This window comes from Neptuniibacter sp. UBA6509 (assembly GCA_002435145.1).
GTDB lineage: Bacteria > Pseudomonadota > Gammaproteobacteria > Pseudomonadales > Balneatricaceae > Neptuniibacter.
This window is the reverse complement of record DJLT01000115.1, coordinates 206,635-228,483: the sequence shown is the minus strand read 5'-3', so window position 1 is coordinate 228,483 and position 21,849 is coordinate 206,635. Positions and strand designations below refer to the sequence as shown.

At 41.8% G+C, this 21,849-nt stretch carries 15 protein-coding genes; 6 read left to right on the top strand and 9 right to left on the bottom strand.

The genetic code is table 11. From position 1 onward, the window contains the following. Window positions 1-472 precede the first annotated feature (472 nt). Both B4K11_RS15275 and B4K11_RS15270 read left to right on the top strand, forming a co-directional pair. The gene (locus tag B4K11_RS15275; protein WP_292951192.1) at window positions 473-1,699 is read left to right on the top strand and encodes an EAL and HDOD domain-containing protein; all 1,227 of its coding nucleotides are present in this window, start codon (window positions 473-475) and stop codon (window positions 1,697-1,699) included. A gap of 233 nt (window positions 1,700-1,932) precedes the next feature. Then, window positions 1,933-3,222, top strand: a complete 1,290-nt coding sequence (locus B4K11_RS15270; RefSeq protein WP_292959451.1) for a diguanylate cyclase — start codon at window positions 1,933-1,935, stop codon at window positions 3,220-3,222. 136 nt (window positions 3,223-3,358) lie between these two features. Here B4K11_RS15270 and B4K11_RS15265 read toward each other — a convergent pair whose 3' ends face one another. Further along, entirely contained in the window at window positions 3,359-4,312 is a 954-nt protein-coding gene (locus B4K11_RS15265) for a LysR family transcriptional regulator (RefSeq protein WP_292951196.1), read from the bottom strand. Between the two features lie 167 nt (window positions 4,313-4,479). On the opposite strand from B4K11_RS15265, the gene B4K11_RS15260 reads away from it, so the two are divergent. Both B4K11_RS15260 and B4K11_RS15255 read left to right on the top strand, forming a co-directional pair. Then, window positions 4,480-5,067, top strand: a complete 588-nt coding sequence (locus tag B4K11_RS15260) for a cytochrome b (RefSeq protein WP_292951198.1) — start codon at window positions 4,480-4,482, stop codon at window positions 5,065-5,067. Beyond that, the gene (locus tag B4K11_RS15255; RefSeq protein WP_292951200.1) at window positions 5,067-5,642 is read left to right on the top strand and encodes a YceI family protein; all 576 of its coding nucleotides are present in this window, start codon (window positions 5,067-5,069) and stop codon (window positions 5,640-5,642) included. The genes B4K11_RS15260 and B4K11_RS15255 overlap by 1 nt, the downstream gene beginning before the upstream one ends. A 275-nt stretch (window positions 5,643-5,917) precedes the next feature. Here the strand turns inward: B4K11_RS15255 and B4K11_RS15250 are convergent, their stop codons facing one another. From B4K11_RS15250 to B4K11_RS15235, 4 genes are all read right to left on the bottom strand, one after another. Next, window positions 5,918-6,406: a DUF411 domain-containing protein gene (locus B4K11_RS15250; RefSeq protein WP_292951202.1), complete on the bottom strand. Its 489-nt coding sequence runs from the start codon at window positions 6,404-6,406 to the stop codon at window positions 5,918-5,920. A gap of 139 nt (window positions 6,407-6,545) precedes the next feature. After that, window positions 6,546-7,499 carry an MBL fold metallo-hydrolase gene (locus B4K11_RS15245; RefSeq protein ID WP_292951204.1) on the bottom strand — a complete coding sequence of 318 codons (954 nt, stop codon included), beginning with the start codon at window positions 7,497-7,499 and terminating at the stop codon, window positions 6,546-6,548. 193 nt (window positions 7,500-7,692) lie between these two features. After that, complete coding sequence (gene pbpC, locus B4K11_RS15240) at window positions 7,693-10,047, bottom strand: penicillin-binding protein 1C (protein WP_292951206.1); 2,355 nt, start codon at window positions 10,045-10,047, stop codon at window positions 7,693-7,695. Window positions 10,048-10,050: 3 nt separating this feature from the next. Further along, complete coding sequence (locus B4K11_RS15235) at window positions 10,051-14,952, bottom strand: alpha-2-macroglobulin family protein (protein WP_292951208.1); 4,902 nt, start codon at window positions 14,950-14,952, stop codon at window positions 10,051-10,053. A 157-nt stretch (window positions 14,953-15,109) separates the two neighbouring features. Between B4K11_RS15235 and B4K11_RS15230 the strand changes: the two genes are divergently transcribed. After that, window positions 15,110-15,601: a hypothetical protein gene (locus tag B4K11_RS15230; protein WP_292951210.1), complete on the top strand. Its 492-nt coding sequence runs from the start codon at window positions 15,110-15,112 to the stop codon at window positions 15,599-15,601. Window positions 15,602-15,682: 81 nt separating this feature from the next. On the opposite strand, the gene B4K11_RS15225 is transcribed toward B4K11_RS15230, so the two are convergent. After that, complete coding sequence (locus B4K11_RS15225; protein ID WP_292951212.1) at window positions 15,683-16,327, bottom strand: TetR/AcrR family transcriptional regulator; 645 nt, start codon at window positions 16,325-16,327, stop codon at window positions 15,683-15,685. Window positions 16,328-16,847: 520 nt separating this feature from the next. Between B4K11_RS15225 and B4K11_RS15220 the strand changes: the two genes are divergently transcribed. Beyond that, entirely contained in the window at window positions 16,848-17,648 is an 801-nt protein-coding gene (locus tag B4K11_RS15220) for a response regulator (protein WP_292951214.1), read from the top strand. An 85-nt stretch (window positions 17,649-17,733) separates the two neighbouring features. Here B4K11_RS15220 and B4K11_RS15215 read toward each other — a convergent pair whose 3' ends face one another. The 3 genes from B4K11_RS15215 to B4K11_RS15205 form a co-directional block, all read right to left on the bottom strand. Beyond that, on the bottom strand, window positions 17,734-18,600 hold the full coding sequence (locus B4K11_RS15215) for an IS3 family transposase (RefSeq protein ID WP_292951320.1): 867 nt from the start codon (window positions 18,598-18,600) through the stop codon (window positions 17,734-17,736). Between the two features lie 556 nt (window positions 18,601-19,156). Continuing rightward, entirely contained in the window at window positions 19,157-20,956 is a 1,800-nt protein-coding gene (locus tag B4K11_RS15210) for a methyl-accepting chemotaxis protein (protein WP_292951217.1), read from the bottom strand. 151 nt (window positions 20,957-21,107) lie between these two features. After that, window positions 21,108-21,788: a M48 family metallopeptidase gene (locus B4K11_RS15205; RefSeq protein ID WP_292951220.1), complete on the bottom strand. Its 681-nt coding sequence runs from the start codon at window positions 21,786-21,788 to the stop codon at window positions 21,108-21,110. Window positions 21,789-21,849: the final 61 nt, after the last annotated feature.

The window sequence follows — 21,849 nt, the reverse complement described above, 5'->3', positions numbered from 1 at the left end:
GGGGAGTCCATACAAACCTACGAACAAGCCCCAAACACCTCAGGCTTACAGATCGGTTCAAGTTCGAGGCAACGATTACAGGCATGCTGGTTACCTGTCGAAAATCGTTAACGAAAAAATTGGATCGATCTGCAAGCCCCGAAGGGTGGGCATTAAATCGACTTCCTGCTTTGTCAGGCAGCTTGGAAAGGACTCGTCATTCCACTACGCTACCTTTCGCGCATTAAGTCGATTTACTGCCCACTGAGAAAGTTCGGGACTTATTCGCAGGTTCCCTAAAGTAAAAGTGTCTAGTTTTGACTAAACTAAAACTAGACTCACAAGATTTACGGCTAATATGATTAGGTAATTGTGGCGAGTTTTTAGAAAAAAGCCTCCCTTGCAAGGTAAGGGCAAGCTGATTGATTTAATAATGTACTAAATAGAACATCTGCATAGATGCAGTATTAAGTAATTCAAAAGGAAATATTCTATGGAAGAGCACTTCAATCAACTTGGACTCTCAAGGCAGCCCATCTTTGATCGCGATCTTAATGTGGTTGCTTACGAACTGTTGTATCAGTCTCAAAACGGCAACCAAGTTGAAAAATTTCTACATGGCGATCAAGAAGCCTGTGATGTACTTATCAATAACTTTACTAGCATCTATGATTCAGGCTCGCTGAAATCACTGCCTGCGTTCTTGAACGTTACGGAAGGCTTCATCAAAACAGAAAGTTTACCCAGCCTTTCTCGACATAATCTTGTGATCGAAATAAAAAATGATCAACCGGTTACTGAAGAATTACTAGCATCACTGCGTAAATACTCAGAAGCAGGCTATCGTATAGTTTTAGATGATTTTACCTATCACCCTGACTACAACACCCTGCTCGAGATAGCGCATGTTGTTAAAATTGATATTAGTAAATACAGTCAGTCAGAAGTATCGGCTCAGCTTAAAAACATTCAACGTTTCAAAGTTACTGCGTTAGCGGAAAAAGTAGAAAACCACTCAGCTTACGATCGCTGTCACCAACTAGGGTTTCGCTTATTTCAAGGAAATTTTTTATCTCAACCAACTAAGATTCAAGGAAAAAAGCTTTCCTCAAATCAAACCATCGTCATCCACCTTCTGGCTGCACTTCAAGATAAAGATGTAACCCCAGACGTATTGGCTGATATCACTTCTAGAGATCCGTTACTTACCTTTAAACTATTACGTATTGTTAATTCAGCTCGCTATAACTTGCCAACCAAACTAGAAAGCCTTACTCAAGCTATTGTTGCTTTAGGTATGAACGAAATTAACAAATGGGCAACCCTATTAGCACTCTCAAGTAATGATGACAAACCTAGTGAATTGATCCGCCAAATTCTCATCACTGCACGAATGAGCGAGTGTATCGCCTACAAAACAGAAGAAGTGGATTCAGAGCTCGCTTTTTTAACGGGAGTGCTTTCCATGCTTGATGCTTTATTGGAAATTGAACAGAAAACTCTTCTAGAGCAATTATCCGTCTCAGATGAAATTGAGTTAGCAATTACCCGATACGAAGGTAAAACAGGACAACTATTACAAGCAGTGAATTTTTACATGATTGGCCAATCCAATTTTGAACTACCTACTGCAGTTAAGGAAGTTTATTCCGAGGCCTACTTTGAAGCATTACGCTGGAGCAATGAAACCATGCAGATGATGCAAGGCAGTCATCTTTAACTAAAATGCCCAACTTAATAGCTCAATTTAATAGTTCAGCTTAATAGTTCAACCTAAGAAAAAGACTCTATAAGCAGATTACGTCTAAACTGTATCTGCCTGAAATAGCCATGCTCTACACTTAACAGCGTTGGTAATTCAACGCTGTCACAAAGCAATTACTAAAAGCATGGTAATATAAAATCACCTTGTTAAAACGGCGTGAAGGAATCATGGCAATCAAGCAACATAGCATGGAAAAAACAATTTACCGTTCTACTACGGGACGCTATCTCCTTGCGGTCTTAATCATAGCAGTGCTTTCTACATCCGCTTATTACACTCTACAATCAGCATTATCAGATTCCGATGCAACAGCTTATATTGTAAACCTATCAGGTAGACAACGTATGTTAAGCCAACATATAGCGTTGGATGCATACCGTTTTAGCAATGCCCAGCAATCCCATTCTTCCATATCTGATCAACACTTATCTCAGATGAGAAAAAACATTACCGACATGCGTAAAGCTAATACGCAATTGTCGTCGGGTGTCCTTTCAAATCATAGAAAAGTAGATGTATCAGATGCTATTCAAGAAATGTATTTCGGGAAGATGAGACTTTATGAACGAGTAAATAACTATTTAGATATTGCGCAAAAACTCCAAAAAACCACTAGCAACGAGCTTAGAATAAGCTATCTGAATTCTATTGATAAACAATCTGAGCAGCTTCTTATCGATCTCAACAAAGCTGTTCAACAATATCAAACAGAAGGTGAAGACCGTTTAGCAAGAATTGACGATTTAGAGTTAATCGTTTGGATAGCCACGTTAATCGCACTGTTGCTAGAAGTTATATTTATCTTCAAGCCAATGACACGTTCAATTATCGCCTCACAGCAAGCTCAAGACCGTACGCTTGAAAATCTTGAAGAGATAGTTGAACTCCGTACAAAGAACTTAGAAATAGCGAATAAAAAGCTAAAAGAGCTCGCTACCCTGGACCCTCTGACTAAGCTAAAAAACAGGCTAACACTTGAAAGTGACGTAGAGAAATTAGTTAAAAAGAGCGAACAGCACCAAATACCTTTTGCATTAGGTGTAATTGATGTTGATTTTTTTAAAAGAGTAAACGACACACTTGGTCATACCGCAGGTGATTATGTACTAAAAGAACTAGCCAATCTTATGGCTAAAGGAACACGCGAATACGATCATTTATATCGTGCCGGAGGGGAAGAATTTGTATTGCTGCTTAACAGAGCCCAACATCAGGAAACAATTGCCATTTTTGAAAAGATACGCACTCAAATTGAAGCCCACAAATTTGAATATGAAGGACACCCGATCAACATTACGATTAGTGTAGGCGTATTTCATAGTAGCCTACTAAAAATGACACGCGTTCAAGATATTATTATTGCCGCAGATCAGGCTTTATATCAGGCCAAAAAATCCGGACGAAACTGTATCAAGACAGTCAATACAGTCAATACAGTCAATACAGTCAATACAGTCAATACAGAGAAGGAATCATGAGAACTTAAAGCTATTAAGACATAAACACCGTTACAGTATTTGTATTATTTAGCTTATCGCAAGCGAGTAATTCATTTAGACCGATTCCAAATCAATTTTCAGATGTAGTAGCTCAGACAAACGCTTTAAAACACTCTTATCTAATAAACTCATCTTCTTTAAGGCTCGAACCTACAGAGCTATTCTCTAGCAAGCACTCGAGCTCTGACCTCACCCATCGACACATTGGATCATGATGAAATCGCTCATGCCAATAGAGATACAGCTTAACCTTTGGCAAATTAAATTCGGCAGGTAAAGGACAAGTCACTAACGACGGGTAGTTAGACTCAATATGCTCCCCCATAATTACGGGCAATGTAAAAACTAGATCTGAACCAATACAATACTCAGGAACTGACATAAAGTTTGCTAAGCGCAACATTACATTTCGCTGATAGCCCATTTTAGCTAACTCCTCATCCATGATACCGGGCCCCTTCCCTGTAATAGAGACCAATCCGTGAGAAGCGTTAATATAATCATCCAATGCCATAACCTGCCCCGCTAAGGGATTGTTACGATCCATGACACAAAGATGGCCTGTTTTAATAATAGCCATCCGGCGATATTGATCTTGGATTGTTTTGGGTTGTAGCCCTGTGGCTAGGAAATGTACTTCTCCGCGCTCTAACAGATTGAAATGCTCACTTTGCTGAGGAACAATTTCAACGCGTAAATTAGGGGCTTTTTTACGTAACACCTTTATAACTGCTGGCATAAGGAGCACAAGCTCCAAATCTAAACCCGTTAACTTCAATACTCCTTCTGCCTTACTAGGCTCCAACACCTGTGGTTGCATAATGCCTTCTACATCCACCAGCACCTGCTTGAGAGCTTGCTTAATTTCGACCGCTCTTGCACTCAGATCAAATCCATTAGCTGTCCTCACCAATATAGGATCATCTAAGGTTGACCTTAGCCGCTGTAAAGCGCGACTGACCGCAGGCTGACTCATCTGTAACTTATCAGCCGCTTTCGATACATGACGCTCTTCAAGCAAAGCTTGAAGTACCACGAGTAGATTTAAATCAACGGAACGTAAATTCATTTGAAACATAACCAAGATATTAAATATGCATTAGACGCATTAATGATCAACCGATAGACTCATAAAAGCAAATAGATAATCACGACTAAAAAACTAAACACGTAAAGAAAAGTAAATTTACATGTAAGCCTATAAAGGCTGTGATTGTATTAATCAGATTAAATTTCATGGGGCCGATATTAGCGATGGTACTTAACCATAAACTTAAGAACGATGAAAACAGTTATGGCTGGGGGCCGGTCATCATGCATTGGCTAATCGCTTTTGCAATTATTGGTCTCTATCCGCTCGGTCTTTATATCGAAACACTCGACTACTACGACCCTGCTTATCGTACTGTACCTATATGGCATAAAAGTATTGGCATTATGGTAGCTTTCACTTTAGCTATCAGACTGATTTTGAGAGCGTTTAACAAACCACCCAAAGCACTGCCACAACCAGCAGTCATGCAGGCGATGGCAAAGGTGGCTCATCTACTTCTTTACTTGCTATTACTAATAACTCTAGTATCAGGTTATCTGATCTCAACTGCCGATGGCCGCGCAATTGAGTTGTTCAATACGCTAATAAGTATTCCAGCACCACCTGTAGCCTTTCAAAATAAGGAAGATCTAGCCGGTACCGTACATTTTATTGTTGCCACTGTTTTAATCACGCTAGCAGCGGTTCATGCAATAGCTGCTCTTAAACATCACTTTATCGATAAAGATACAACACTGAAGCGCATGCTTGCGCTACGCGAGGAAGCATAATGAAAGCAAAGCTTATAAAGGGATTAACTCTAGCCTCTCTTATCACTGCATCACCACTGTATGCCGCTGACTATGTCATTGATACCAAGGGAGCTCATGCATCCATTGAGTTTCGTATCAGCCACTTGGGAACAAGCTGGTTAAAAGGTCGTTTCAACACGTTTACAGGTGAATTCAGTTACGATGCGGCTAAACCAGAAGCATCCAGCGTCAGTGTAAACGTTGACGTTGCATCCTTTGATTCAAACCATGCTGAGCGTAATAAACATATTCGCGGCGATGAATTTTTAGATGTAGACAAACACCCTACTGCATCATTTAAAAGCACATCGTTCACGCCTAATGAAAATGGCGGTGGCGTAATGAAAGGAATGCTAACCCTTTACGGAACTGCGAAAGAGATCGCTATTGATGTAGAAAAAGTGGGTGAAGGCAAAGACCCTTGGGGCGGATACCGTGCAGGTTTCTCTGGCACCGTAGCGATACAGCCTAAAGACTTTGGCATGAACTACCAGTTAGGCCCTGCCGCTGAAACTGTCTATATGGATCTGAATATCGAAGGTATTCGTAAGTAATCAGCAGATAGATATGATAAAGGCGAACAGCTGTTCGCCTTTATTTCAATTATCTTTGCACTCTTTGATCTGCGCCGTTTTCTATAAAACTTTATCCAGCCGCTCTAATCTAAAAGTTCCTAGCTAAAAGCTCTTAGCTCATCCCTCTACACTAATCTCTTTAAACTAATCCCTTTAAACTAATACCTCTTAACTAATACCTCTTAACTAATAGCGCTTAATTGAGAACTTCGAGGCAAAAGGGTTCTTGTAAAAAGCTCTCTGAATCAAGAAAATTAATAGCCCTCGTACTCATTATAAGTACTGACCTCATCTTGATCTGATACGGCATAGACTTTAAACGCATCTTTTCTAGCCCCCGGCATATCCATTCCCGGACCACCTGACGGCATTCCTGGCACCGTCAATAAACGCGTATTATGTATTTTCTGATTAAGTAGTGTTTTTATATCTTGAGCGGGAACATGCCCTTCCACAACCAAACCATTAACAACAGCGGTATGGCAGGAAGCGCCTTGTGCAGGTACTCCCAGTTTTTGCTTAATCGGCGAGACATCATGCATCTCTATGCTGTTGACAGAAAAGTTGTGATCTTCCAGATGCTCAATCCACCCCTTACAACATCCGCACGTAGGGCTATGGTAAACGTCTATTTCATAGACAGACTCTGTTTTGTTTTCTTGCCAAACTGGATTAGCAGCCTGAACGGAGCTAATAGAAATAGACATCATCAACGCTGCTGCAAAACATAACCACTTCTTCATTCGCCTACCCTATCAACTCATTCATTATGGTCTCTATTTTAACGGGCTAACACAGATCAGGCTACTTCTTACGATGTCTGGTTACTAATCTTTATCTATTCCTCTTGGCATAAACTTTAAACCAACACTGATGTTTAAATTATTCGAACTCCATGGCTTCGAATACTCGCCCTGCGTTTTTAGCAGCAAGCTGATCAAACGTTTCTAAATGGGCATAAGGGCTTTGATCAATTAGGTAAGCATCTTCAAGCGAGCCATCGTTTTCTAAAAGTTCAGCTACTTTAGCCCTGATATACGCTAAATAGCCTCGGGTCCATTGATCGACGGTTTTGAAGTCAGTCACATCACCATGACCCGGAATAATAATTTTATCTTCAGCAAACGGAGCAAATGCGTTGTTCCAAGTTTCTAACCATTCGGCAGTATCGGTATCAGGAAAAATAGGCAGTAAACGCTGTTGGAAAGCCATATCACCCGCAATCAGTACATTATTGGCAGGTACAAAAACTGAGATATCACCAACCGAGTGAGCTGGACCAAAATGGATAAGTTCAACCTTTAAACCACCCAAATCGAGCGTTAACTGATCAGTAAAAGTTTCATCGACTGCTATAAGCTCTGTTCCTTCAGCCCGTTCTTTTAAAATTGTTTGTAGATTCTCCAAGCCCTCAAGGCCCTGCTCTGATACCTCTTCAAGCGCATCTACATGAGCAATAATTTTCGCACCTTGCTCTTTCCAGTACCCATTGCCTAATATCGCATGCGACTGACCATTTTCATCAACCACATACTTAACGGGTAGAGCGCTGATTTTTTTAATTTCATCATGCAAGGCTTTTGCTAAAAGATAAGATGAACCGCCATTTACCACTAGGATGGAATCCGTTCCGATAACGAAAGACAGGTTATTATTGTGCCCACCATTTTCATAACTGTAGTATTGAGTTGCGCCAATAGATGTCCATACATTCTTAGCCACTTTTTTTGGCTGACTATAGAGCAAAGATTCCGGATAATTATCCTCAGGACTTGCGAAAGAGGTTATTGGTAGTAGAAGGAAAGTAGAAAGTAACATCCCGGTTATTTTTAACATTCAAAGCCGCCCCACTCTATATTAGAAAGATCTAAATAATAGAGCAGTTAATACTGATCAGGCAACCCATTCTGCTAAAATGACTAACCAAATGACTGAATACTAAAGCCTAGAAGCGGGTTATAAAGTCTAAGCTCTAACGCTTGAACACTTCGGTTGCCTACGCAATAGCTACCAAACTATCACCACCAAATTAGAGCAATTTAAACTCTAAGCGTGCGGTTCTTCCTGACTTATCCTGCACAAACAACTCATAGTCCCTTCGTTGATTCAGCGTAAGCGATATCTCTGCCGTGTACTCATCTTGCAAGTCACCATTTAAATACCAAAATATTTTCCCCGTCGGCCCTTCCACTTTGAGTCTAAGAGTCAAAGGCTTCTCCTTGAGCACATGATATACCTGCCCATGATTAACCCCTGTAACTCTTAATTGAGCCTTACTTTGCTGTATCGTTGTACAAATAGGATCAAATGCAGGTAACAGATTATATTTTCGTCTGTCAGGGCGTAACCAAGTATCAAATACATCAGGCCATAAATAAGTAGTTTTAAGAACAGCTTTATCTAAACAACTCATCGATACACGTAGACCACTTTCTGGGCTCGCTTGATATGCTAAATCAGGCTTAAAAAAGAGTGCCTGATCGCTGCCCCACTGATAGCCCGGCATCAACGTACGCGGTGCACTCCCTTTACTGATATACGCACTCCTTCTTATATGACAATGACTATCTTTAATCAGGCTTGCTCTTCGACCATCAGGCCAACAGATGGACTGTTCCTCTACATTCACAGGTTGAGGCAATTCCACATTTGAACGATCTATTTGACCAAAAAGGTTAAATAAAAGTGGGCCCGCTAAAAGACTACCCATCGTTTTCTCCATAGGCTTTCCGTCAGGGCGGCCTAACCAAACACCTAAGGTATAATCTTTCGATACTCCTACTGCCCAAACATCGCGATAATCCCAACTGGTTCCAGTTTTCCAACCTATAGGAGGTAAACTTTCCCGTGATAAGCCATAGCGCATGTTCAACGGCAGTGGCACATCTTGCAGTACATTCCAGGTTATCCAAGCAGACTCTGGAGTTAATAGTCGTCGCCTTTTATCCTTGCTTTTAAGCAGGCCCGTAAGGTCAGATCGAGCATCAGACAAATACTGTAAAGGCCGAACATATCCTTCATTCGCAAAAGCACTGTACGCTGTGACAAGCTTTTCGAGTGAGAAACCTGCGCCGCCTAAAATAACCGTAGGGTTAGCTCCCCCCTGAGGAATCTTTAAACCCACCCCTACATGATGTAATTTATTGACGAAATTTTGAGAACCATAGGCTTCAATAAGCTGCACAAATGGCAAATTCAGTGATCGAACTAATGCTTGTGAAGCTGATACTGGGCCTGAGAAACCTTGACTGAAATTTCCGGGACGATAGTGACTTTGTACACGCGGTACATCTGCTAACAATGATTCGCTATGAATTAGGTTAGCGTCTATAGCCAAACCAAATAGAAATGGTTTAAGCGTCGATCCCGGTGAACGTACAGCGGTTGTCATATCCACATGCCCTGCACGGCGATCATCATAAAAATCTGCCGAGCCAACATAAGACAATACTTCACTTGATCGATTATCAACGAGGATTACTGAGGCTGATATCTGTTCAGGTAGATTAGAAACATAGGCCTGAATGCTTTCTTGAAACTGGGTCTGAATATTCAAATCAATCGTGGTTTTAATCACCCTTTGCGTCGGTAACTCCCGATGTAAGCGTCTACTGAGTAAGGGCGCATCCGAAGGTGTTTCTAGTGGCCATACAGCAATCTGCTCTTCTTTAGCTGTAGTGACAGTCAATTCATCCCAACGCTCTTGTAATAGCATTCGTTCAAGTACTTTATTGCGCGCACTTTCAGCACGTTTAGGATGGCGATCGGGCCTAAGCCTTGAGGGAGCTTGAGGGAGTACGGCAAGCAGTGCCGCTTCAGAATATCTTAATGAGGATACCGGTTTATGCAGATACTGTAAGCTGGCCGCTTGCACGCCTTCTAGCGTTCCGCCAAAAGGTGCGTAATTTAGGTAGAGCTCCATAATTTCAGTTTTACTCAGGTGCCACTCTAACTGAAATGCTCTAAAAATCTGATTTAACTTCCCTGTTACCGTGCGTGAATGAGGGTGGAGTATCCGCGCAACCTGCATCGTCAAGGTAGACCCGCCTGAAACGACTCGTCCCTCTTGTACAAACTGCAAAGCAGCACGCCCTAAACTAAAAGGGTTTACACCAAAGTGCTGATAAAAATACTGGTCTTCATAACCGATCAACGCATCTATATAACGCGGCGAAACGTCATCAACTGATATTTCATAACGCCAAACGCCTTTTTTATCTGCAAATGAACGTAAAGGCTCACCCTCACGATCTAATACGATAGAGGCAAAGTCTTCACTTTGATTGGGTAATTTAAGAGGAGATAGATGATCTGCTACTAACAGCCCCGCTACAGTGAGCAGGGCTATCAATAGCAGACAGCAAAAACCTTTAAGCCAAACCATCAATTACGGCATAACCGAAATTGATTTAATGCTATTGCTAATCCCCCTATACGCTGGTTTATACATAGATTCAGCCATTGCAGGTGGCACCTTGTATTCTCCTGGCGTCACAGCACGAGATAAGAAATAGAGTGTTTGCTCTCGTTTTGCTGGGATATCCATAGCCGCAACATAACGATCATCTTTAAACGCTTGATAAGTAAGCCGCACTCGCTGCTGAAGAGGCTCCCCTTCTAACTTGATATCTTCTAGCTTTAAAGCGTTTTGTAGGTTTTGATTTTCCAATTCCAAACCTGCCGGCATAAGGTTTATCAAGAGCCCATCAGGCACACGTTGTTCACTGTACAAACGCACGCGCGTTAATACAGTATCTCCCATGTTAAGCACTTGGCCTTTTTGTAATCCAACAGCCTCGCTATTTTTCACCATGAACTGCTCTACTCTGATACGAATACCCTCGTCCACCGCTTCAGGCATATTTTCGGTTAAGCCTGTCCAGCTGTAGCTAGCGAAAATCGGCTTATCCCCGGTGTTTGTCAGAGAGGTTTCAGCCAGCGTAGAGATTGCTAGGTTTTGCCCTAACTCGCCTGATGCAGAGATCAGTTCAACCAATTCACCGGTTTTGAGGTCGCTTTCCCATTTGCCCGCAGAATCGATTCGATACAGTTCTGACGAGAGGTGCAACAAAGCAGCTCTCTCTTGGGTACTTAGCCACTTCGCTTGCTTCATCTCTACAAGCAGCTCTGGTATTAACTGCATCGCTTTTTTCTTTAGAGCTTTAGAAGCCGCTTTAAACCCTAAAACAGAGTGGATAGCCATCGCCTGATCGCGTATTACAGAGCCATAATCACCTAAGTAACCTTCCGCTCTTTTCTGATTTAAAGCTGTCTGAACAATCTTCTCTCCCTCTTCAACGCTACCGGTTTCAATCATTGCTAACCCCAGATGAACACCCGGCACCATGCCTCTAGCATCATCTAACTGAGTTTCAACAAGCTCTCTTAATGGACCTAAAGTAACTTGTCCCTCTTTCGCCAATACATATGCTGCAAACGCTTTATATGAGATCTCATAATGGGAAGGGATATCCGACCATGTTTTCACTGAATGAGCCGTGCGTTTATGAATATAAGCATTCAACCGGCGCTTAGATTGACTGAGCAAACTTTCTGGAACAGAAACCCCTGCTTGTTGCATCTGTAATAAAAAGTCCGCTGCATAAGCAGTCAGCCAATGCTCTTCCGGTGAGAACTTGTCCCATAAGCCAAACGAACCATTCGCCTTTTGCAATTCAGCATAGCGAGACAGCGCAGCACCCATCTGTTGCTGGATTTTTGTATCACTAACAGCCTGAGCGAATGCAGGCGTAGCCTCATGTTTTAATAAAACAGAGAGAGGCTGAGACTTACTGGTCGTTTGCTCTAAACAGCCATAGGGGTAGTTCATTAATTGCGTAAAATGTCTTTTTGCGCCTAAATCCGGAGTTGTTCCTACTCTAAGCTGAGCCAAGACAGTATCCATCGAAAGCCCACTGAGCTCAGGAAATGGAAACTTTGTCACATCTCCTTTTTGTAGAACGGCTGTTTTCTGATCATAAACAGCGGGGTAAGCGGATCGAACGCCTAAGGTCCATTCACGTTTTAAGCTAATGCTTTTCCCTGAGCTATCACTCAGTTCAATCTCTGCATTAATCTCGCCCGCGCCCAGCTGAGAGGCACTCACTAAGAAGTGTATGATCTGTTTTTCTCCATCAGCTAGCTGTAGCTGATAGTCCTTATTTGTGGGAGCTACCGCACTATCTGTACTCAACGTCAGCTTAATATTCTGCTCAATACCACTCACATTAGATAGGTCTAACGCCAGATTCGCTTTATCCCCTAGGGCTAAAAAGCGTGGCATTGATAACTGAGCTACGACGGGAGAAGCGACCTTAGTAATTTCACTAGCATCCCCAAATTTCTGATCACTGTGCGCCACTGCATTAAGGGTTAACTCACCATCAAACGCGGGAAGATCCAGCTTAATGCTAGCTTGGCCCTGCTCCACTTTAACCAGAGAGCTAAACAAACTAACAATTTGTACATCAGTCGGTGGAGCTTCCCCTCCTCGTGCTAGTTCACCATCACCGCCCCAACGAATCTCTGCCTGATCACTTAACGTCGGTTCTGCTAAGTCATCATACATGTCGGTAATAGCCGCTTGGTAACGACGACGACCATAGAAGAACTCAAAGGGATCCAGAGGCTCATAGCCTGTTAGGCTTAAAACACCACTATCAACCGCGCTTAGCGTGACATAAACATCTCCTGATACAGGATTGCCCGAATGGTCTTTGACAGAAACAGTTACATTCGCAGAGGTTTCGGGTAATAGTTTGTCAGCCACTTGAATATCAACATCTAGTCTCCGATCCGAACGCTTGAGCGGTAGATGTGCAATACCAAAACTGCGTTTACTCACTTTATCCTGTTGCTCTGTTGGAGCGACAACAAAGGCGGAAATATAAGCATCGTGACGCGCTAAGCCTTGCGGTATTTTGATCTCTACATCAGCCTTTCGATCAACCAATTTAACTTCAACCGTTTGCAAAACTTTATCGGTTTCAAGCAGTACAATTGCGGTTCCTTCCGTCGGCGATGCTAATTTCACATTAACAACATCACCCACACGATAAAACTCTTTATCAAGTGCAACAGTGACTTCATCCGGTTTAATTCGATCTGATGCGCTGTTCCACGCGTTGTACCAATTATCTCCAGCCTGAAAGCTGTAAACCGTTTGGCTTTTGCCTAAATAATCATCTAACTCTAAACGATAGCGACCCCATTCAACGGGCAAACTCAGTGCTTGAGGTTCACCCGAGGTAAAGCTGAGAACCTCGTGCGCAACGGGATACTCATTCTTCTCTATTTGATAATGCCAACCTCGTTCAGGTGTGTGACTCCAAAAATACTTTTCCTCTAGGCGATACAATGTAGCCTTAGCTTCCCCTTGAGTTAACAGCTCTCCTTGTTTATTAACACGAACAACTTCAAACGCTATCTGCTGTTCTGAATCTGAAACATCATTTTCAAACTTGGGCTTCACGCCCACAAAGCTATTACGCGGCCAGAGCAAAACTGATTTATGGCGATTAATTGCCCGGCCACCACTTTCATATAAGCTATAGCGCAGCTTTAACTGCGCGGGGGAATCAAACCCGCTCCAATCAAATTGCTTTTTATCTAATTTAGTAACCGTTTTCCCTTCGCTATCTAGCTCCAGTGAATCTAAGTTAAATTGCTGCCATGGAACGTTGTCAGAATGACCGAAATGGAATCCTTTTAAGGTTTCAAAAGGCTGTGCCCAACCGCGAACTGATACTTGAGTATCTAGCTTGTTACCTGACGCCGGAGCGCCATATAGATACTCACCCTTAATAGGATAAGTGATTGGGTCACCTAAGCTAAAGCTGGTGAGTGTGCTTTGCCCTAAATCAAGACGTAAACGCTCCGGCAGAAACTCCTCAACTTTAAAAGAAAAACGCTCTTTTAGCTTTGGCTTTGCTGGATTAAAGACTTGAGCTTGCCACTCACCGAGTGGTGCCGACCCACCCAAAATATGACGAAATTCGTAATAGCCTGTTGTTGAAGCATCTATTCGCCATTTGCCTGCACTCTCACCGTCTGGTTTGATCAATTCAATCATTAAAGGATTACTGAATAACTCACCATCCATACCACGCGACAAGGTACTAATAATTAACTCCTCACCCGGACGATAAATATCTCTTGGTGAATAGGTAAAATACTCCTCTACTTTGGTTTTTCGCCCTGAAACAGAAAAATCCGATAGATCAAAGTTAGGCGCATGATAGTTAAGTACTGTAACTTGATTCCCTTTCCTGCCAAGGACTAATCTGGGTGATTTACGCTGCCACTCATTATCTGTTTCCCAAGCGCCGTTAGAATCGCTCTCGCCTGACGCAATAACTTTATTGTTGTAATCGAGAATGCTTAACTCAACACCCGCTAGTAAGCCTCCGCTCTTTGCATCCTGCGTTATAAAGCGGGTACTTTCCCCGTAATCCCTTGCCTGAATACCCACAGCAGAGACGGTGAACCAAGTGGCCTGGAAATCAAAACCTCCCGGCGCTCTGACCGTAGCTAAATAGATTCCACCTTCCTCAATGCCAGGAACATGACTGACCGGGAAACTTGCTCTATTTCGCTGATTGCGTAACGTGCTAATTTTAAGACGTGAGCTATAAACCGAATCAACAGTTTGCCCTAATTGTGTCTCATCATAGTACCAACGGTCACTGTCGTTTAAGGAAGCATACTCAGCGAAGAAATTTACAATTTTATCCGGCTTCACTTTGTAGATATTGATATCTGCTTCTGGGACATTAACAGCAATTAAAGGGAGAGAATCGACTTTACCTGGCACCATAACTAAGCCATCCGATTCAAATGAAACCAGACTGGATAAGGAGCGCGTCTTTATTTCTGTTGATACACCGATTTCAATCACTGACCCGTTATCAGCTTCAAGACCTGCTCCTAGATCAAGCTGATACTCTGTCGCCGGCTCAATACCCGTGAAGTAAAGCGTTTTACCATCTTCACTTAAAATGGGCTGACCTAATTGAGGTTCAACCTTTATATACTTTTTGAAAGACTGATCAGGCTTGATAGGCGTATTAAATAGAAGGGAGATAGCGTTTAGATCGCCAAATTCACGCTCGGAAATATCAAGGATAGCAATACTAAGCTCATTTACATCTCCAGCAGATTGCTTTTCTAACGCCTGAGCAACAGAATGCCCCTCTCCAGTACTCTTTTGCGCTGCACTATCGTCATCAGAACACCCCACTAGCAATAAAGTTGATAGCAAGCCTAGACTGATCGCTTTATACCCTAACATTCAGATTCTCCCTAGCTGAATACATATGAGGACAGCTTAATCTAAGACGGGGCGCCTTAGATAGTCACACAGGCTCTTTTTCTTAGAGCGCATACTATTGCATTAACCTTCACTTCAAGGGAGACTCTCAGCTATCGATCTAACTAGGTATAGATAAGTGGATAAGACAGAGCCGGAAAAACAAAGCTACTCGTGGGATAAAGAGTTTTTTGAGAAAAAGATAACTTTTTTTACAAATCTACAACTAGGTTCTGTTGGTGCAGCACTTATGTTAATGATGATGAACCTTTCAAAGCTGTATTTACTAGCACCTTTAGTTATCGTGCTTATCTTAGCAAGCTGGTACAAGCATCATATAACCAAAGTAAGCGATGAAGTAAAAAACAGTAGCGTTACATTTTCGCCTAAGTCTGTTCTTGTGACGATCCCTAATCAAGAAATTGAATCACGTGTAACTTTCCGTCAGATCGATGAAATCGGGATACACAAAGAGAACTTCATAGAGACAGTCACTCTTTATTTGAAAGAAGATGAAGATAAAATCGAACTAAAAGCGATAAAGAACGCAAAACAATTCGTCTCAGAGCTTAACCAAGCGGCTTTTAATACAACGGGTAATACGACCGGTAACACAACTGAGCAAAGTTGATCTACCATCTGCAAGAACTCAGAGACTAAAGAGCTCTATATCGGTATAGAAGCTCTTTAGTTAAAAACAGCTACAAAACAACTAGAAATTTATCGGGATAACTGTATCCAATCCTTCTGATAGATATAAACCTTGCGAACTATCTTGCTGTATTGCAGAAACCAACAGAACACGAAGCCCTTGCCAGTAATTCTTTAAACTAACAGAATCAACCCCTGAGAAAAGCCTTGCCGTCAAACCCAGCTGTAGTGTAGAAATCAGCTGTACAGCACTGTGTAATATCACCGGCGGTACGTTAGGCGACACAGTTTTTAACCTTTTCAATCGAAGCAGGGTTAACTCTTCCATAAATTTATTCAGCATCGTACCTATTTGAAGGTTCGTTGCCGCTGCTGAAGTAAAAGCAAACAGTGCACAATTTGATTCATCTTTAACAAGAAAGTTTTCAAATATCTCCTGCTCTACGTACTCAAAAAAATTATCGACCGAATCAGGCTCATCGCACGCTGAAAGTTTAATAATAAAATTTTGAAGTAACCGTTCCAGCACTTCAGATTCAACCTCAGCCATGGTTCTAAAATGGTGGTACAAACCTCCCTTACTAATTCCTGCCAATTCTATTAAGCGACCAGCGGTGAGCGCTTCCAACCCATCTTGGCTGATAATAGAAGTAGCCGATTTCAGAATTAAACTACGTGTGAGACCTGCATTTCCATTTGGAGGCATTGTCTATAACCCTTTGTATCAGTGAACTACACAGGATAGATAAGCAGCCCTTCACTTATCTTAAGCCCTCTTTTATCATGCTACGCCTGTCGAAACAGGTTTCCATCGGTATATAGCAAAAGACTGATATAAGTCAATTTACACTCAAATGATTATGTAAACTCGCTCTGCGGCATTTAAACGGCTAACAAAAATGTATTAAAAAGACCTGTACGCTAAAAGCGAACAGGCCAAAGGGAGGTTGTTGATTACAACAAAAAGAGCAATGAAAAACCTATTAAGCCACCCCCTCTCTGAATTAAAACTTAATACAACAGGGTGCTTATTGAGCAAACGCTACCAAATTGTACATTTAATAAACAAAGTTTTAAAAAAACACTATAAATCAAGCAAGTTAGGTCAATTCCTTAACTGTTTTAACATTTTCTAGTAAACTTTTCATACTCATGATCTAAGCTGTATATATCTGCAGCGGCGGATAAGCAATTCATATTTTTTTCACTATTATGGATCTTAGGATATGGAATTAAGTAGTCTTTATGTCACTGTAATTGAACCGTCAAAGGTTCAACGCCATATTATTACAGGTCATCTAAATAGTTATGGTATTACCAATATTGATGAGTTTACAGAAGCTAAACCTGCGCTTACTCACATGTTGACCTCTCCGCCAGATATCGTACTCTCTTCAATGCATCTACCAGATATGACGGGAACAGATCTAGTGACTCAAATGCGAGGATTAGAGCGGCTAGAAAATGTCACATTTCTCCTCATCTCATCTGAAACACACTACCGCTACTTAGAACCTATCCGACAAGCGGGTGCTATCGCTATTTTACCCAAACCCTTTAGCCGTGCTGAAATGGGAATGGCCCTTAGAAGCACACTGGATTACATCACTGATTTCGAATCCGACAATGACAGTGATGCTTATGATGCACTCAGGGTCCTCGTTGTAGATGACAGCTCTCTGTCACGTAAATATATAAAACAGATGCTTGAATCCCTTTCAATTCAATCCATTGAAACAGCGAAGGATGGAGCCGAAGCGTTGCAACTCATTGATCAAGGCTACCGTTTTGATCTAATCATTACTGACTACAATATGCCTAATGTAGACGGAAAAGAGCTCACAGAGCATATCCGAAACCACAGTGAGCAGCCTACAGTCCCTATTTTAATGATTACTAGTGAGCAAAATGAAAGCCGTCTTGCCGCAGTCCAAAGTGCTGGCGTTTCCGCCTTGTGCAGTAAACCACTGTCTTACGATACAGTTAAACAGCTTATAGAGCAGCTAGTTACCGACTGTGATCTATAGAGAATCATAAGCTCTGAGTGTCTTCCCTCTAGGCATAAAAAAACGCGGTTAATTGAAGTGACCCCATAAAGTTAGACACTTTTTGTTAAGCTGCTGATAAGGCCTGATTACGGTACTCGACCGGAGTCAGGCCTTTTAGTTTTACCTTAATGCGTTTCGTATTGTAATAGTCAATGTATTCACCGATCTGATTTATCAGATCGTCAGCATCCGTGAATTCTTGTTGATGATACATCTCCGTTTTGAGTAAGGCGAAAAAGCTTTCTGCTACCGCATTATCCAGGCAATTCCCTTTTCTGGACATGCTTTGTGTAAGCCCTTTCTCAGATAGAATCTTCTGTGTAAGAGGGTTTCGATATTGCCACCCCTGATCACTGTGTAATATCGGATATTCACACTCTCTCAAGCCATCAATGGCCTCTTCAAGCATATCTGTAACGAGTGGCAAGCGTGCAGACCTTGCTGTTTTATACGTCACCACTTCCCGACTAAACAGGTCGATGATCGGCGATAGATATACTTTTTCGCCTTTGATATTAAACTCTGTGACATCCGTTACCCATTTTTCATTAGGGCGCTGAGCTTCAAAATTGCGCTGCAATACATGCGAGACACTTTTACCTACATCTCCTTTATAGGATTCATAGCGCTTAGGGCGAACCATCGATTTTAATTTTAGCTCTGTCATCAGGCGTAGCACCGTCTTATGGTTTATCCATATATCGAAAGCCCTTAAGGCCAGAAGTATGCGCCGGTAACCATAACGCCCTTTGTGCTCATGAAAGATCTGGCTAATCAACGCCTCCTCATGGACATAACTATCAGGTTTTTGCAGTGCTTGACACTGATAGTAAAAGACACTGCGTGATAGCTCACATGCTTTCAAAAGAGGTGCGAGTTTAAATGTCGTTTGGAGTTCCTGAATAATTAACGCTTTCTCTTGGTTTGAGATTGTTTTTTCAGGTACAAGGTATCTAACTTTTTTAGAACAGCGTTCTCCGCTCTAAGGTATTCAAGTTCTTTTCGAATTCTTCAGCTGTCATCTCACTGATTTGGAAGGCTGAGAGGGCGATGACTTTTGTTTCATAAAAGCTTTTCCGCGTATGTAGGGTTCTAACCCCTTAATGTCTGAAGACCTATAGCGGCGCTGCCAAACATGGAGAATGCCAGGGGATATAAGATTATAGTATGCACTTGTATAGCCTAAAGACCATCGCTCTGCCCACATTTTATTAAGCATGCGAAGCTTATCCTGTGCGCAATAAGGGGAAGGTGGAGAGAGAAAAGCTGATTCACCATGAAACCGGTAAACCTGTGTCCATTAGCGAATCAGTGAAGCGGGAACGTTTAGTTCAGCCCCCAATGCTAGAGAAGATATACCGTTAAGATATTGTTTAGCTGCAGCAATTTTTAAATGCTCTGCTGTACTTTGCCATAAACCCCCCCAATGTTGGTTGTTCAACTATTGGGGGTCACTTCATAATACCGCGTTTTTTGTTATCTACTCTTTAACTAGGATCATCTAAAAGACGTTCAGGCACAAAGCCCATAATCAAACCGCCCCAATGCTGACCATTCACGTATAACGGGATAGACAGATCATTCAAAATTTCCCCTGTATCTCGAATATAGGTCTGCAGTAAGAACGGTGCGGTGGATGATGCACGTCTGATCTCTGCTCGATTACCTGCAAAGATTCGTCTATTACGGCTCTTTAAATTATCTACTTCAAAATTACCCGTCATACGCTCGGATACTTTTGTGTGATGCGCTGCAGCATAACCATTACGGTCTACCGCAATCGCGTATATAAACTCAGGCCTTTGTGCGATAAAGCCATCAAAAATTGGTCGCATCATAGTTTCATACTGATCAGCATAACTCGTGTCATACTTCTCTGGCACTTGACCATCATTAAGGCGCTTATAGTTAGTATCAAACAAGTTACAGCCACGCGATGATAGCTCCTCAAGCGCTGATTGAACTTCTTGGCTCCATTGACGGCCCGTTTGAATCATACCTTCAAACCCACCATAACCAATGATAAACCGAGAGAGCAGCTCTTGAGTTTCCTCTGTGGAGTGCTCCAATTCTTCAGAGTAACGACGCGACTCTTCAATCTCACCATGCATGGCAGTAGAGATATCAGTAATCTCTGATACGTGGTTATGAGATTCTTTGTTCGTGTATGCAAGCTCATCAATCGCAGCACTGATACTACTTAGTTGACCATTTAGATCTTCGAAGTCATTCACCAAACCATGGAATTGATTGTTTGTACTACCAATAAACTCCTCAGTAGAACCAACATATTCAAGAATGGTGACGGCACTAGTCCCTGTTTTATCAACCAGAGAAGACATCTGACTAATATTTTGGTCAATTTCACTCGTAGCAACACTTACTTTCTGTGAAAGGTTTCGAACTTCGTCAGCAACAACGGAGAATCCACGGCCTGCATCACCTGCACGAGCCGCTTCAATTGAGGCATTCAGTGCTAGTAGATTTGTTTGATCAGAGAAATCTTTAACCATGCCTAAAATTTCTGTGATATTACGTGAATTCACCTCTAGCTGATGAACGGTTTCTTGGAAGTCCGTTACTTGATGCCTAATCGCTTCAACCTGCTGTTGAACTCGGCCTAACTCTGCACTTGATGATTTGATCTCTTCTAAATTATGTCCATTTCGTTCAGAGATCTGCAGGGTACTGCCTGCTATGTTATCAATAGCCTGGGTCGCTTCCTGACTAGACTGAAAAACTTTCTGAGCCTGCTCTTCTTGTTTATTAGCAGAACCCTGAGCTTCAATTAATACTTTTTGCAATCTTGTCGAGCTTAAAGCAACGCTCACGCTACGACGGCGACTTTCTGCGATCATCGATTTTAAACTGGTTGAGAATGTATTATAGCTCTCAGCCATGTCTGAAATTTCATCGTGGGTATATTCAGGTAATGTAGCGGATATATCGCCATCTTTGTCCTTAATCGCCTGTAATACATCTGTCATGCCTTTTATCGGTCGCAAAAACAGATGCCGCATAAAGAAGATTGTGAACACACCTGCAATTAAAGCAAAACTGACAGTAGCAAAACCATAAATCCAAAACGAATCTAGATGCGCTTGTATCACCTGAACCGTCGAAGCATCAGTAACCGTCTCTTTCAGACTCGTCTCAAGTTTTCCAAAGTGACTGTAACCTATAAAAAGAAGAACGACGTGCGGCAATAACAAAAAAAGAACATTACCCAAGATTTTTTTGGTTAATGTATTAAAGAAGGTTTTCTCTACACTACTATAAAGGCTCATTTGATCACTCTTTATTGTTATTAGATAAATCTCAAGTGCATCTCGGTAATGCTGCATTAATCAGAATAGCTCAATAATGCGCACTATAATTTTTTAACACTCAGATTTAATTACTGTTTTACCATAAACCTCATAACTTTCAAACAATAGACTACCAAAACACCCAACCATTACATTTCTGTAATGCTTCCCGACAACTTCGCCACTCAGGACAATACTCACCAACTAGATTCCAAAACTCCAAGCTATGATTTAAATGGGTCAAATGTGCTAGTTCATGAATAACGACATAATCTATTAATTTTTCTTCTGCAAAAATTAAACGCCAATTCAGCGATACTTCACCGCGCTGATTACAACTCCCCCACCGGCGCTTATAATCCTTTACTATTAATAATTTAGGCGAACACCCCATACAATTAGCCCAATATATTAAACGCTTTTCCAGATAGGCTTTCGCCTCAGTTTTGTACCACTCCTTTAAGCCTTCTGACGCTCTATCTGCTTGAGGCCGCTTAGATCGATTACTAATAGTAACAAGTAGTCTATTACCCTCTATGGAAACAGATCGGCGCTTACCCACGTCCCAGTGTAATTGAAATGATTTCCCACGATATGGGAAGGCTGCTCCTTGCTCTACTTTCAAACAAGTTGCTTCCAACTGTTGAGACAAAACTAAGTTTTTACGTTCAATCCAAGTTCGCTTATTTTCAACCCATTCGGTGATCCATTGATCACTGACCCAATGTGGCACTCTTATCTCTACGCCTTTTTCGCTAATACGGATAGCCGCTGTTTTTCGTTTACGGCTCCGTATAACGTTATAATTCATGGATATATCATTCATTGTTTGTATTGAGCGCCTACTTACAAGTTGCTTCAAGATGAACATT